Origin of the sequence: Oceanicaulis sp. UBA2681, assembly GCF_002354675.1 — a bacterium.
Classification (GTDB): Bacteria; Pseudomonadota; Alphaproteobacteria; order Caulobacterales; family Maricaulaceae; genus Oceanicaulis; species Oceanicaulis alexandrii.
This window is the reverse complement of the sequence record NZ_DEMB01000003.1, coordinates 22,912-36,194: the sequence shown is the minus strand read 5'-3', so window position 1 is coordinate 36,194 and position 13,283 is coordinate 22,912. Positions and strand designations below refer to the sequence as shown.

Below are 13,283 nucleotides of genomic sequence, written 5' to 3'. Positions count from 1 at the left end.
CAATCCTGATTAATTGGCCCGCGATGCGGTGGTGGTCTGTTCGACCATCGCATCCGTGGCGGGTTCATCTTCGGACTCGTCTTCGGCCTCAGGCTCGGGGTCGAGCGGATCGCCATTGGCGTCCAGCGCGCGCACCAGCATGCCGTCGGCTGCGCCGCGCAGCGGCGAGGTGACGATGCGGTCGCCCGGCTCAACGCCAGCGGTGACCACAACGCGCTCCGCGCTGGTGTCGATCACCGTCACGCGATGGATGGCCAACGTGCCGTCCAGCTGCGCCACGAACACCTGGTCCGCGCCGCGCAAGGCGCTGCGCGGCAGCACGATGGCGTTCTCCAGCTCGCGCCCGTCAATGCGAGCCGTGACGAACAGGCCCACAGCCAGCGGGGCGCCGGCGGCTTCAGCCGCTTCACCATAAGGGTCTTCAACCTCGATGATGGCGCTCATGGTGCGGGTCTGCGGGTCGATGGCGCTTTCAGAGCGCACCAGCAGGCCTTCCCAGTTGCGCACCTGGCCGGCCACGTTCGCGCTCAGATGCGCCGGGCGGCCCGGATTGGTTTCATTGGCGTGGAAGGCCAGCGGCAGGTTCAAGGTGGCCAGCTCGGCATTCGTCAACGGCAGACGCACCTGCACCCGGTTCGTGGCGAACACGCGACCCAGTCGTGCGCCCGGGCCCACATACTGGCCCAAGTCAGCGGACTTGGCGCGCACCCGGCCTTCAAACGGGGCGGTGATGCGGGTGCGGCTCAGATTGAGGCGGGCTTCATCCAGGGTGGCCTGAGCAGACGCCAATTGGGCACGCGCTTCGGCCATTTGCGGTTCACGCAAAGTCAGCGGGCTGGCTTCGCCTTCACCCAGAGAGGCCCATTCTTCACGCGCCAGCTCGGCTTCGGCCTGTTCACGCACCAGCGCCTGGCGGCTCTGGGCGACAAGGGCTTCCGCACGGGTGACGGCGAGGCGGTAGTCGGCGTCTTCCAGGCGAACGAGCACTTCGCCCGCTTCAAAGAAACCGCCATCCACGAAATTGGGGTTCACATAGGTGATCCGGCCCGACACTTGCGCCGTCAAATCGATCTCGGTGAGCGGGGTGACCTCGCCCTGGGTGGTGACCGACAATTGCACCGGGCTCAACTCGGCTTCGGTGACGAACACCGCAGACGGCCGCGCGACGACTTCAGCGCGCTCAGCCTGCGGCGCAGCCGCCGCCAGCACGACGTACAGAACGATGAATGCGAAGAGCACCGCGACCGGCAACCCTATAATCAACAAACGACCAACAAACTTGCTCATGACCAACCTCTATTATGCCTGACCGGTATGCCGGTCTTATGATGTCCTAGTTATCGATATTGGATGCAGTGACGCCGCCGCCGGCGCGAAAATCGCCCGCAATGGCCAGATGCAGCGCGATCCGGTTGTCGACCCGGTCATTGCGCGCTGTGATCAGCTGCGACTGCGCGGAGATCTGTCGTGTCTGCGCGTCAATCAGTTCAAAGATCGTGGACAATCCCGACGCGTACTGACGCTCGACCAGCGCCAGCGCTTCGCGGGCTTCATCCGCCGCAACGGTCAGCGCTGCGACCCGCTGGTCCAGACGGCGGTCCGCCTCGATGGCGTCCTCCGCTTCACGCAGCGCCGTCAGCGCCGTGCTCACCAGCCGGGCGGACAGTTGCTCGGCCTGGGCGTCAGCCTGATCGCGCTGTGCGCGCAGGCGGCCGCCCTGGAAGATCGGCGCGGTGATGGACCCTGCGACCGTGCGGACCAGATCGTCAAAATCGAGCGCATCGGCCAGATCCGCGCCGCCATCGCCCAGGCTGGCCCGCAGGCTCAGACCGGGATAGAGCGCTTTTTGCGCCGCAGAGGCGGAATAGCCCGCCGCCGCCAGACGCGCCTGAGCCGCCACCACGTCAGGACGACGCGCCAGCATGGCTTCAGGACGCCCCGGATTGGGCAAAGCGCCCAGCGTCGGCAGATCTTCGGCGGGCAGGATCTGGGCGGAGGGATACCGGCCCAGATTGACCTCCAGAGCGCGCGCTGCGTTAGACACCGCCCGCTGGCGCGAGGCCAAGGTGGCTTCAGACGACGCCAGAGCAGAGCGCGCTGTGCGCACGTCCGAAGAGCGGACAACCCCGCGCTGGAAGCGACGCTCGACGATTTCAAGCTGATTGGTGCGCGCCTCGACATCGGCCTGGGCGAGCGCGGCCTGCTGGCTGGCGCCGATCAGGGCGTACCAGGACCGCGCCACGGAGGCGGCGATCGACAGCCGCGCCCCGTACCAGTCCGCGCGGGCGGCGTCAGCCGTCAGCGCGCCGGACCGGGCCTGATCGCTTAACCGGCCCCAGACATCCGCCTGCCAGCTGGCTTCAAGACCTGAGGACCAGCCCGTATTGCCCGGCGTCTGGTCGGTATATCCGCCAGACGCGTCCAGAGACGGCAAACGCGCTGCGCCGGAAACCCGCGCCCCGGCCTGCGCCGCATCATAGTTGGCGAGCGCCGCAGCGACGGTGGGGTTGGCGTCGAGCGCTTCAGACACCAGAGCCTGCAAAATGGGATCCTCAAACGCCGCCACCCAGTCAGACGCGGACGCATCCATCTCCGACGGGATCGCTGAAAACGTTTCAGGAGAAACGACAAGGTCCGATGCGCCTGGCGTGACGACGCTGGCGCAAGCGCCCAGCAGCAAAGGCGCAAAAAACGGTGAAATACGCAAAAGGGACACGGGCCCTCCCCCGAACAAAAAGTACAAAACCTGAATTGCACCCTATAAGCGCGCTCTCGAAAGTCAATCAAAGATTATCGAAAAACGCTAAAAGTTTCTCGAATTACAAAAAATTTAGGCGCTCACACTTAGCGTCAGACATGTTGAATCCATAAAACAACAAGGGTTTCCGAGGTGTCACATTCCCGTGCTACCAAAAGGCATGGCTGAAGACCGCACCCCTGCTCCAAAGCGCCTCACCGGTGATCGTCCGCGTCGGCGCGACATCGCCCTGACCGCCTCGATCGGACTCAGCGTCATGCTGGTTCTGACCCTGGCTGGCGAATTGTCAGCGGGCGCGTTTCTAGGGGGAAGCCTGGCCTTTATCGCCTTGGGATTGATCTATTATCTCACCGCCCTGACCACCGCCGAGCCTCGCCCGCGGCCGGCGACAGTGAACACGCCGCGCGACCTGGAGGGCGAGGCCAGCGTCACCATGCTGGAGCGTCTGCCCATCCCGGTTCTGCTGATCGGCGCGGGCGGGCGAATCGAGCGCGCCAACCCTGCTGCTCGGACCTTTCTGGGCTTGGGATCGGAACGCGGGCTTCTATCGACCGTGCTGCGGCAGCCCCGCGTGCTGGAAGCGGTGAGCGCGGCCCTGCGCGGCGATCGAGGCGCGACGGTCGAATATTCCACCCTGGCGCCCCTGGAAAGCCATGTGCGCGCTTTTGTGGAGCCGATCCGCCTGTCTGCGCCTGGCCCGATGCCGTTTCGCGCCATGCTGGTGCTGGCCGACGACACCAACTCCAAGCGCGCCGAACGGATGCGCGCAGATTTTCTGGCCAATGCCAGTCACGAATTGCGCACGCCGCTCGCCTCACTGGCGGGCTTTATCGAAACCCTGTCCGGCCCGGCGCGGGACGATGAAGAAGCCCGAGACCGGTTCCTGGGCATCATGACCGTCCAGACCGAGCGCATGCGTCGCCTGATCAATGACCTTCTGTCGCTGAGCCGCGTCGAGATGAACGAACACATGCCGCCCACCGGGCTGGTTGATCTTAACGCGTTGACCGTCGACGTGGCCGAAGCGCTGGCTCCCGTGGCGACGAGCCGGAAAATCACCTTGAAGCTTGATGAAACCGAGAACGGCGTCGCGCCGGTTCGTGGCGAGCGTGATCAACTCTACGAAGTGATCGAGAACCTGGTGCAAAACGCCATCAAGTATTCGCCCGACGGCTCCCGGATCGACATCAGCGTCAGCCATAGCATTTCGCGCGACGCCGCCGAGCATCTGGGCGCGCGCATCGCCCCGGATTCAGGACGGTTGACCCTGACCGCACCCGCGCTGGATCCAGACGCCCGCTTTGGCGTTGTCCGCGTGCAAGACCAGGGCGGCGGCATCGAGCGGCGCTATCTGCCCCGGCTGGCGGAACGGTTCTTCCGTGTGGACGGTCAGAAAAGCGGACCAACCTCGGGGACCGGATTGGGGCTGGCGATCGTCAAACACATCGTCAATCGCCACCGCGGCGGCTTCACTGTTGAAAGCGCCCCCGATATCGGTTCGGTTTTCACGGTCTTCTTCCCGGTCGCCACAGAGTCAAAAGGCTCAACGCAGGCTGAAGGGCAACGGATCGAAACCAGCGCAGGGCGATAAGTCGACCGCCTGCGTCACGAAACTGTCATCGTTCCTTCATATTGGATTGATCGATCCCGACCATGTTCCCGGCTCAATCAGTCTGAAAGGGCCCTGATCCGTTTCTTACGGAACCGAGCCCTCACCCGGTGGGTTCATGCAATCGTCTCTCTTTGCTGTCCTGGCGCTTTTGGTGCTGACAGCTGTCGGATTTCTGGTCGGTCGTCGCCGCGCTGTCGCGGTGTCGAACGGGCGTGCGTCCTGGTTGCATTCCCTGCCCAATTACTACGGCTATTATCTGGCGCTGTGGACCGGACTGCCCGCCTTCATTTTGCTGGCTGTGTATGGCCTGTTCGGCGCAAGCCTGGTCAACACGCTGGCCTTTGGCGAGCTTGAGCGAGAAGCCGCGCCGCTGATCCGCGAATACGAAGCCCAGATCGCCGCCGACACGGATTATCAAGCTCTGGCCGAGCAAGCGCTGCGCATTGAGGCCGAGGCGCAATCGGCGCGCGACGCCATGTCCCGCGCCGAACGTGAGGGCGGCGACGCCGAGCGTTATTTGCGTGCGCTCGGGGCGTTGACCGCCGAGCGCAATGAAATCGCCGCCGAGCGTGAAGCACGGCGGACCCTGATCGCAACCTCCGTCGCCGCCCGCGCGCCGCATACCGTTCCAGGCGTACGCGCCCGCGCCGGTTTTGAGTACTGGCGGGCGCCCAGAGAGCGGCGCGAGCTTTTCATCGCTGACGCCCGCGCGCTGGCCTTCAATGAGGGCCTCGCCAGCCGCAACACCGAAGATGTGCGCGCCGCCGCGCTGGCGCTGCGCCCCTGGGAGGACCTGTTTCGCTGGAGCGCGGCGGGCGTCGCCCTGTCCCTGGCGCTGGCGGGGCTGGCCTTCGCCCGCACCCGCATCAAGACGGACTTCCGCGCCCGCGACCGTGTGGAAGGCGTGGTCAGCCTGGCGCTGATGATGACCTCGGCCATCGCGATCCTGACCACATTGGGCATTGTCTTCTCGCTGTTGTTTGAATCGATCCGCTTCTTCGCCTCCATCGACTGGCGCATACACGAGTTCCTGTTCGGTCTTCACTGGAGCCCGCAAATCGCCATTCGCGCGGACCAGATTGGCCAGTCGGGCGCCTTCGGCGCTGTGCCGCTGTTCGCTGGCACGGCCTTGATCACCCTGATCGCCATGACCGTGGCCGCGCCCATCGGCTTGCTCTCCGCGATCTATCTGTCGGAATACGCCAGCCCCCGCATGCGCGCCTGGGCCAAGCCTGCGCTCGAGATTCTGGCGGGCGTGCCCACCGTGGTCTACGGCTTCTTCGCGCTGTTGACGGTGGGCCCGTTCCTGCGCCAATTCGCCCTGATGCTGGGCTATGAAGACGCCGTCACCCAGTCCGCCCTGTCCGCCGGGCTGGTGATGGGCGTGATGATCATTCCGTTCGTCTCCTCGCTGTCTGATGACGTCATCAACGCCGTGCCTCAGGCGCTGCGCGACGGCAGCTACGCCATGGGCGCGACGAAGTCCGAGACCGTCCGGCATGTGGTGTTTCCCGCCGCCCTGCCCGGCATAGTCGGCGCGCTGCTGCTGGCGGTGTCGCGCGCGGTAGGCGAAACCATGATCGTGGTGATGGCCGCCGGACAGGGCGCGAACCTGACCGCGAACCCGCTGGAATCGGTCACCACCATCACCGTTCAGATCGTCATGCTGCTGACCGGCGACCAGGAATTCGACAGCCCCAAAACTCTCTCCGCCTTCGCGCTGGGACTGGTGCTGTTTGTCATGACGCTGATCTTGAACATCATCGCGCTGCGCGTGGTGCAACGCTTCCGGGAACGCTATGAGTAACGCGCCGTCCATACGCGACGCGGTTCAGGCGCGCCTGGCCCGCCGGCATCGCGCCGAGCAACGTTTCCAGTTCTACGGACTGGCGGCGATCAGCGCAGCCGTGTTGTTTTTGTGCCTGCTTCTGGGCTCGATCATCGTGCAGTCGCTGCCCGCCTTCACGGCGCACAGGATGGTGCTGGATGTGCAAATCCACGCCGAGATCGCCGATCCGCGCGGCGATCGCAGCGAAGCCTCGCTCAGGCGCGGCGCGTATAACACCTTGATCCAGAACAGCCTGCGAGAACAGTTTCCGGAAGCTGACACGGTCAGCGAGCTGCGCGAACTGTACGGGCTCTATAGCGCGGTCAACGCCGCACGCCTGCTCAATCAGGTCGTCAACGCACCTGAATTGATCGGCGAACGCGTGTCTTTCTCTTTTCCACTGTCTGATGACGCCGACCTGTATCTCAAAGGCCTGGCCACAGATGAACGCCGTCTGTCGGGCGACGCGCCGATCACATTGAGTCAAAGCGCGAACGGCCCCGTCGAGATTCAGTCCGCAAGCTCAGACCCGGTCTTCGCGGATTTCGTCAACAGCGTGCGCACCCGCCTGGAAGTCGCTGCCGATGAGGCCCGGCTGCGCGCCGCGCGAGCCCGCGAAGACGCCCAGGCCGAACTGGACTCCGACGCCCGCGACAGCCTGGACTTTGAAGCCCGGCGGGCCGAGGCCCTGGCGGAGCGACTGAGCGCAGAAGCCCGATCAGACAACGTGATCACGCTGGGCCCGCAAACCGCATCCCTGATGTTGCGAGCGCAAGGCGGAGTGCTGCGGGTCAATGAAATCCGTGCGGACGCCCGGCAGGCGACCGGCGAATGGCTGATCGCTCCGGACGACGCGGCGCGCACCGTCGAGCGCTGGTCGCTCTGGGTCATTGAAACGCCGGCCATCGCCCGGCGCATCAGTGATCGCCAGATCGTCTGGGCGCGGGCGCTGAAAGAGCGCGGCCTGGTCAAGAATGGGCTCAACACCACCCTGTTCACCAGCGCAGACAGCCGCGAGCCGGAACTGGCGGGCGTGGCCGGCGCGCTGGCGGGCTCGGTGCTGACCATGATCATCACCATGTTCCTGGCGGTGCCGATCGGGGTGGGCGCGGCGATTTATCTGGAAGAATTCGCGCCCAAGAACCGACTGACCGATTTCATCGAGGTGAACATCAACAATCTCGCCGCCGTGCCCTCCATCGTGTTCGGGCTGTTGGGGCTGGCGGTTTTCATAAACCTGTTCGGCCTGCCGCGGTCCGCGCCGCTGGTGGGCGGCATGGTGCTCGCCTTGATGACGCTGCCCACGGTGATCATTTCGGCCCGCGCTTCACTGAAAGCGGTGCCGCCCTCCATCCGCGAGGCGGCTCTGGGCGTGGGCGCCTCGCGGACCCAGGCGGTCTTCCACCACGTTCTGCCGCTGGCCATGCCGGGCATCCTGACCGGTTCGATCATCGGTCTGGCGCAGGCCTTGGGCGAGACCGCCCCTTTGCTTATGATCGGCATGGTGGCGTTTATCGCCGACCCGCCCACGCTGGGGCTCGCGGGCTTCACGGAACCGGCCACGGTCATGCCGGTTCAGATTTATATCTGGTCTTCAAGCGCAGAGCGCGCCTTCGAAGCGCGCACCGCCGCAGCGATCCTGGCGCTGTTGACGCTGCTGATCAGCTTCAACGCCGTCGCCATCTATCTGCGGCGCCGCTTTGAGAGGCGCTGGTAAGGTGAACACACTGATGAAACCTGATTTCCAAGCTCAGGGTGAGCCGACGCGCTATCACCCGCTGACAACGCAGAGTCCCATCAAGGTGGCGACGCAAGATGTCAGCGTGCGGTATGGCGACAAGCCGGCGCTGGAAAGCGTCTCGCTGGAAATTCCAGACCGGGCGGTCACCGCCTGCATCGGTCCGTCTGGCTGTGGCAAGTCCACATTCTTGCGCTGCCTGAACCGCATGAACGACACCATCGACAATGCGCGTGTCTCCGGCTCCATCCGCATCGACTCAGAAGAGGTGAACGGACGCGATGTGGACCCGGTGGTGCTGCGCGCCCGGGTCGGCATGGTGTTCCAGAAGCCCAACCCCTTCCCGAAATCCATTTTCGAGAACGTGGCCTATGGCGCCCGCATTCACGGACTGGCGGACACCAAGAGCGAGCTTGAAGACATTGTCGAGACCAGCCTGGTCAAGGCCGGGCTCTGGGCTGAAGTCTCAGACCGTCTGCACCATCCCGGCACCTCGCTGTCGGGCGGCCAGCAGCAACGCCTGGTGATCGCGCGCGCTATCGCGGTGAACCCCGAAGTCATCTTGATGGACGAGCCGTGTTCGGCGCTCGATCCCATCGCCACCGCGCGCATTGAAGAGCTGATCGACGAACTGCGCGAGAATTACACGCTGATCATCGTCACCCACTCCATGGCCCAGGCGGCGCGGGTGTCGCAAATGACCGCCTTCTTCCACCTTGGAAAGCTCGTCGAGTACGGGCCGACCGAAGAGATTTTCACCAACCCGCTCGACCAACGTACGCAGGACTACATCACCGGACGTTTTGGATAAGCCTCACGCGGCAACGGACCTTTGAAAGGCCATCGCAATGAACACGACGCATAATGCGCCGCACATCGTCAAAGCCTTCTCTGAAGAGCTTGAACAATTGACCGCAGATGTCGCGGCCATGGGCGGTCTGGCCGAAAGCATGGTCAGGGATGCGCTGCATGCCGCGACCAGTCGTGACGGCGATCTGGCCGACGAGGTGCGCCTTCGTGACGCCCGAGTCGACCAGATGCAGCGTGATATCGAGAAGAAGATCATCCGCCTGCTGGCTCTGCGCCAGCCCATCGCGCAGGATCTGCGCGTGTGCATTGCAGCGCTGAAGATCGTGTCCGATCTCGAACGCGTTGGCGATCTGGCCAAATCCATCGCCCGCCGCGTTCATACGCTGAACGCGTCCGAACCCACCGCGCTCAACAGCGCGGTGGAACGGATGGGGCGTGTGGTGCAAAGCCATCTCCATCAGGTTCTGGACGCCTACGCGACCGGCGAAGCCAGCCGGGCCGTCGCTGTCTGGGAACGCGATGACGATGTGGACGAGCATTACAATGCTCTGTTCCGCGATCTCGTCACCGCCATGCGCGAAGACGGTTCGATGATCGAACCGGGCGCGCACCTTCTCTTCATCGCGAAGAATCTTGAGCGTATCGGCGACCATGCAACCAATGTCGCCGAAGTGGTCCATTACCTGGTTACCGGGCAAGAGCTGACGGCTGATCGGCCGCGCGGCCCTCGTCCTGAAACGTCCTGACGAAGGGGATCGCCATGCAACCGCATGTCCTGGTCGTAGAAGACGAAGACGCTCTGTCCGAGCTGCTTCAGTACAATCTGAAAAAAGAAGGCTTCCGGGTCTCGCTCGCCGCCGATGGCGAAGAGGCGATGATGCTGGTGGAGGAGCGCCAGCCCGATGTGGTGGTGCTCGACTGGATGCTGCCGAAAATCTCGGGCATCGAAGTCTGCCGCCGGCTGCGCAGCCGTCATGAGACGCGCAATCTGCCGATCATCATGCTGACCGCACGCGGCGAGGAAGCGGACCGGATTCGCGGGCTCGACACCGGGGCGGACGACTACATCGTCAAACCCTTCTTGATGAAAGAGCTGTTCGCCCGTGTCCGCGCCGTTCTGCGCCGCATCCGGCCGGGCCTGGCCGAAGACACCGTCAATGTCGGCGACATCACCATCGACCGGGTGGCCCACCGCGTGGTGCGGGCTGACACGGAAATCCATCTCGGCCCGACCGAATTCAGGCTGCTCGACTATCTGATGCAGCACCCCGGACGGGTGTTCTCACGCGAGCAACTGCTTGATGCTGTGTGGGGCTCTGATGTTTATGTAGAGGCGCGCACCGTCGACGTGCATATTGGTCGCCTGCGGAAGGCGTTGAGCATCGGGGGCGAACTCGACCCGATCCGCACCGTGCGGTCAGCCGGATATGCGCTGAACGCCGGATAGAATTCAAATGCGGCGATTTGGGAACTGCAGACCCTGAAACGCTGTTACAAAAGGCCGGCCTGGATCACCAGGCCGGCCTTTAACATTTCGGGATATTGAGCGCCTTACAGCACTTCAAACAAGCCCGCAGCGCCCATGCCGCCGCCGACGCACATGGTGCAGACGACGTATTTCACGCCGCGGCGTTTGCCCTCGATCAGCGCGTGGCCGACCATGCGCGCGCCGGACATGCCATAGGGGTGACCCACCGAGATCGCGCCGCCATTGACGTTGAGATTCTCATTGGGGATGCCCAGCTTGTCGCGGCTGTACAGGACCTGCACGGCGAAGGCTTCATTGAGCTCCCACAGGCCGATATCATCCATGGTCAGGCCATTCGCTTTCAGAAGCTTGGGCACGGCGTAGACCGGGCCAATGCCCATCTCGTCGGGGTCCAGGCCCGCCACGGCCATGCCGCGATAGGCGCCCAGCGGCTCAAGACCACGTTTTTCAGCCTCTTTGCCTTCCATCAGCACGGCGGCGGAGCCGCCATCAGACAGCTGGGACGCGTTGCCCGCCGTGATGAACTTGCCTTCCTTGATCTGCTGGCCGTTGGAGAAGACCGGGTTCAGAGATTGCAGATTCTCAAGCGTGGTGGACGGGCGATTGCCCTCGTCCTTCTCAAGCGTGACCTGTTGCTTGGAGATCTCGCCCGTCGCCTTGTCCTTCACCAACATGGTGGAGGGCAACGGCACGATCTCGTCGTCAAACTTGCCCGCCGCCTGCGCGGCTGCGGTGCGCTGTTGCGATTGCAGGGCGTATTCGTCCTGGGCTTCGCGGGACACGCCATAGCGCTCGGCGACGATCTCGGCGGTTTCCAGCATGGACATGTACAGGTCCGGGCGGTGTTCGTTGATCCACGGATCAAACGCCTTGTGCAGATTCATATGCTCGTTCTGCACCAGAGAGATGGATTCCAGGCCGCCGCCGACGGTGACGTTCATGCCGTCAGAGATGATCTGCTTGGCGGCGGTGGCGATGGCCATCATCCCCGAGGCGCACTGGCGGTCCATGCTCATGCCGGACACGGCGGTGGGCAGGCCGGCGCGAATGGCGGCCTGACGGCCGATATTCTGGAAGGTCGAGCCCTGCTGCATGGCGGCGCCGATGATCACGTCCTCGATCTCGTCGGGCGCGACCTTGGAGCGTTCGACGGCGTGCTTGATGGCGTGGCCGCCCAGTTCCTGGGCCTGGGTGTCGTTAAAGGCGCCGCGATAGGCCTTGCCGATCGGCGTACGGGCGGTGGAGACGATAAGCGCTTCACGCATGGTGAGGCTCCTTTGCTGGCGTTAAGGGGGTGGACCTAGCCCAGGGCGAGGTCGAAATGCTTGGCGGCGTACTGGATGAATTTGAAGGTCTGGCGCGCGCCTTCTTCATATTCTTCCTGGCCATGATCAGAGGTGATCTTGTCCATGTTGGCCATGACGTTCTCCGCCGTCTGGTCTTCAGGCGGCAGATAGACGCCCGGCGTCTCGTAAATCTTGGTGGCGGCGTACCCGCCGGCTCCGGCGCACAGAATGGTGCGGTCTGGCGCGTTTTCGGCGCACAACGCGATCAGGCCCGCCGTGACGCTTTCGGGCGTCATCAGCTTGGCGGCCTCTTCAGGGATCAGCCCTTCGGTCATGCGGGTATGGGCGGTGGGCGACAGGGTGTTGACCTTGATGTTGTTCTTGCGCCCTTCCAGATGGAGGACGTTCATCAGGCCCACAACCCCCATCTTGGCGGCGCCATAGTTGGATTGGCCGAAATTGCCATAGATTCCAGAGGATGAGCTGGTCATCACGATTCGGCCATAACCCGCCTCTTTCATGTGATCCCAGACCGCTTTGGTGCAGACAACCGCACCCCACAGATGGACCTCCATCACGGCGCGGAAGTCCTCAAGGCTCATTTTTGTGAAGCTCTTGTCGCGCAAGATCCCGGCATTGTTCACCAGGATGTCGACCTTGCCCCAAGTCTCGCGCGCGGCGGCGACCATGGCGGCGACTTCATCGGGGTTGGTGACATTGGCGCCGTTGGCCATCGCCTCGCCGCCAGCGGCCTTGATCTCTTCGACGACGGTTTCGGCGGCGCTGAGCGAAGAGCCTGTGCCATCCACGGCGCCGCCCAGATCATTGACGACGACTTTGGCGCCGCGACGCGCCAGCTCCAGCGCATGAGACCGGCCCAAACCGGCGCCTGCGCCCGTGACGATGGCTACGCGCCCGTCAAAACGAATATCGCTCATGGCAATATGCCTCCCTGATCAATCGGTCTTTTCGCTTATGCGAACCGGTTTTGATCAGGAAAGCAATTGCTGCGGCGCCGCGCAAGCTAGTTAAGCTATAAAAGAAATGCCGGTTCAGACACGGTGTCAAAACCGCTGCGGCTGATAAAGGCCTGTACCGACGCGGCGGAGAGCCCGGCGATAAAGGCCGTATCGGCGAGCGGGTGTCCGCCATCGGACGATCGGCTGACAGCGCTGCGCTCATCGCCTTTGGCGCCCACATGACGCTCCCAGTCCTCAATCGCCAGTTCGATAGCGGTCGGGTCCAGGTTGAGCGCATCCACACAGGCGGACAACCGCGCGCCCGTCATATGGCGCAGGTCGAGCACAATCTGAAGCTTGAGCACCTCTACAATCGGCCAGAGTCTCATGCGCCCGCCATGGGGGCGCACGCCATGAACAGCTTTGATGAAACCCAGACGCTGCAGGTGACGCAATACGCCGGTCGAGACGGGCCGATCCACCGCTTCGGTGATCACTTCGTCATCAGTGAGCAGTTTTCGCAAACGCCAATCGTAAACAAGCAAGGCCCCAAGAGCGCCAGGGTCACGCAGGGTGAAATCCGTCCGTTCGGCGAAAGCTGGCATATCTGCCCCCTATTTATCCGTGCGAATCTCAATATTGAATACATATATTGAGTTCGTCTAATAAACAGATTCGTCGAATTGTCTTAACGAAGCATTTCCACGATTCCTGAGTTATACGCAAATAACTCTCAGAAAACTCGATTAACCCCTTGGATTAAATATAAAAACCCCGGAAACGGGCATTTCCGGGGCACGAAA

11 protein-coding genes are annotated in these 13,283 nt (G+C 63.3%); 6 read left to right on the top strand and 5 right to left on the bottom strand.

Annotation, left to right across the window (positions count from 1 at the left end; genetic code table 11):
• Positions 1–9: 9 nt before the first annotated feature.
• On the bottom strand, positions 10–1,287 hold the full coding sequence (locus B3M53_RS00830; protein ID WP_022701466.1) for an efflux RND transporter periplasmic adaptor subunit: 1,278 nt from the start codon (positions 1,285–1,287) through the stop codon (positions 10–12).
• A 46-nt stretch (positions 1,288–1,333) separates the two neighbouring features.
• On the bottom strand, positions 1,334–2,716 hold the full coding sequence (locus tag B3M53_RS00825; RefSeq protein WP_273019422.1) for an efflux transporter outer membrane subunit: 1,383 nt from the start codon (positions 2,714–2,716) through the stop codon (positions 1,334–1,336).
• Positions 2,717–2,918: 202 nt separating this feature from the next.
• Here B3M53_RS00825 and B3M53_RS00820 point away from each other — a divergent pair, with 202 nt between their 5' ends.
• The 6 genes from B3M53_RS00820 to phoB all read left to right on the top strand — a co-directional run bounded on the left by B3M53_RS00820 (position 2,919) and on the right by phoB (position 10,193).
• Positions 2,919–4,349, top strand: a complete 1,431-nt coding sequence (locus B3M53_RS00820) for a sensor histidine kinase (protein ID WP_273019423.1) — start codon at positions 2,919–2,921, stop codon at positions 4,347–4,349.
• 136 nt (positions 4,350–4,485) lie between these two features.
• Positions 4,486–6,177, top strand: a complete 1,692-nt coding sequence (gene pstC / locus B3M53_RS00815; protein WP_273019424.1) for a phosphate ABC transporter permease subunit PstC — start codon at positions 4,486–4,488, stop codon at positions 6,175–6,177.
• Positions 6,170–7,915, top strand: coding sequence for a phosphate ABC transporter permease PstA (gene pstA / locus B3M53_RS00810; protein WP_273019426.1), 1,746 nt, complete (start codon positions 6,170–6,172; stop codon positions 7,913–7,915). The genes pstC and pstA overlap by 8 nt, the downstream gene beginning before the upstream one ends.
• A gap of 13 nt (positions 7,916–7,928) precedes the next feature.
• A complete protein-coding gene (pstB, locus tag B3M53_RS00805) occupies positions 7,929–8,747 on the top strand; it encodes a phosphate ABC transporter ATP-binding protein PstB (RefSeq protein ID WP_273019428.1) in 819 nt (272 codons plus the stop codon).
• Positions 8,748–8,784: 37 nt separating this feature from the next.
• Positions 8,785–9,492 (top strand): phosphate signaling complex protein PhoU, encoded by a 708-nt coding sequence (gene phoU / locus B3M53_RS00800; protein ID WP_022701460.1) that lies wholly within the window; start codon positions 8,785–8,787, stop codon positions 9,490–9,492.
• Positions 9,493–9,506: 14 nt separating this feature from the next.
• A complete protein-coding gene (phoB, locus tag B3M53_RS00795; protein ID WP_022701459.1) occupies positions 9,507–10,193 on the top strand; it encodes a phosphate regulon transcriptional regulator PhoB in 687 nt (228 codons plus the stop codon).
• A gap of 104 nt (positions 10,194–10,297) precedes the next feature.
• Here phoB and B3M53_RS00790 read toward each other — a convergent pair whose 3' ends face one another.
• The 3 genes from B3M53_RS00790 to B3M53_RS00780 form a co-directional block, all read right to left on the bottom strand.
• Complete coding sequence (locus tag B3M53_RS00790; RefSeq protein ID WP_273019429.1) at positions 10,298–11,500, bottom strand: acetyl-CoA C-acyltransferase; 1,203 nt, start codon at positions 11,498–11,500, stop codon at positions 10,298–10,300.
• Between the two features lie 35 nt (positions 11,501–11,535).
• Entirely contained in the window at positions 11,536–12,459 is a 924-nt protein-coding gene (locus tag B3M53_RS00785) for an SDR family NAD(P)-dependent oxidoreductase (RefSeq protein ID WP_273019431.1), read from the bottom strand.
• Positions 12,460–12,554: 95 nt separating this feature from the next.
• Entirely contained in the window at positions 12,555–13,085 is a 531-nt protein-coding gene (locus tag B3M53_RS00780; RefSeq protein ID WP_022701456.1) for a hypothetical protein, read from the bottom strand.
• Positions 13,086–13,283: the final 198 nt, after the last annotated feature.

Excerpts from the sequence above, each read along its gene's own strand:
- B3M53_RS00820 (WP_273019423.1), top strand. The coding sequence starts at position 2,919 with ATGGCTGAAGACCGCACCCCTGCTCCAAAGCGCCTCACCGGTGATCGT.
- B3M53_RS00830 (WP_022701466.1), bottom strand. The coding sequence starts at position 1,287 with ATGAGCAAGTTTGTTGGTCGTTTGTTGATTATAGGGTTGCCGGTCGCG.
- phoU (WP_022701460.1), top strand. The coding sequence starts at position 8,785 with ATGAACACGACGCATAATGCGCCGCACATCGTCAAAGCCTTCTCTGAA.
- pstA (WP_273019426.1), top strand. The coding sequence starts at position 6,170 with ATGAGTAACGCGCCGTCCATACGCGACGCGGTTCAGGCGCGCCTGGCC.
- pstB (WP_273019428.1), top strand. The coding sequence starts at position 7,929 with ATGAAACCTGATTTCCAAGCTCAGGGTGAGCCGACGCGCTATCACCCG.
- phoB (WP_022701459.1), top strand. The coding sequence starts at position 9,507 with ATGCAACCGCATGTCCTGGTCGTAGAAGACGAAGACGCTCTGTCCGAG.
- B3M53_RS00785 (WP_273019431.1), bottom strand. The coding sequence starts at position 12,459 with ATGAGCGATATTCGTTTTGACGGGCGCGTAGCCATCGTCACGGGCGCA.
- pstC (WP_273019424.1), top strand. The coding sequence starts at position 4,486 with ATGCAATCGTCTCTCTTTGCTGTCCTGGCGCTTTTGGTGCTGACAGCT.
- B3M53_RS00790 (WP_273019429.1), bottom strand. The coding sequence starts at position 11,500 with ATGCGTGAAGCGCTTATCGTCTCCACCGCCCGTACGCCGATCGGCAAG.
- B3M53_RS00780 (WP_022701456.1), bottom strand. The coding sequence starts at position 13,085 with ATGCCAGCTTTCGCCGAACGGACGGATTTCACCCTGCGTGACCCTGGC.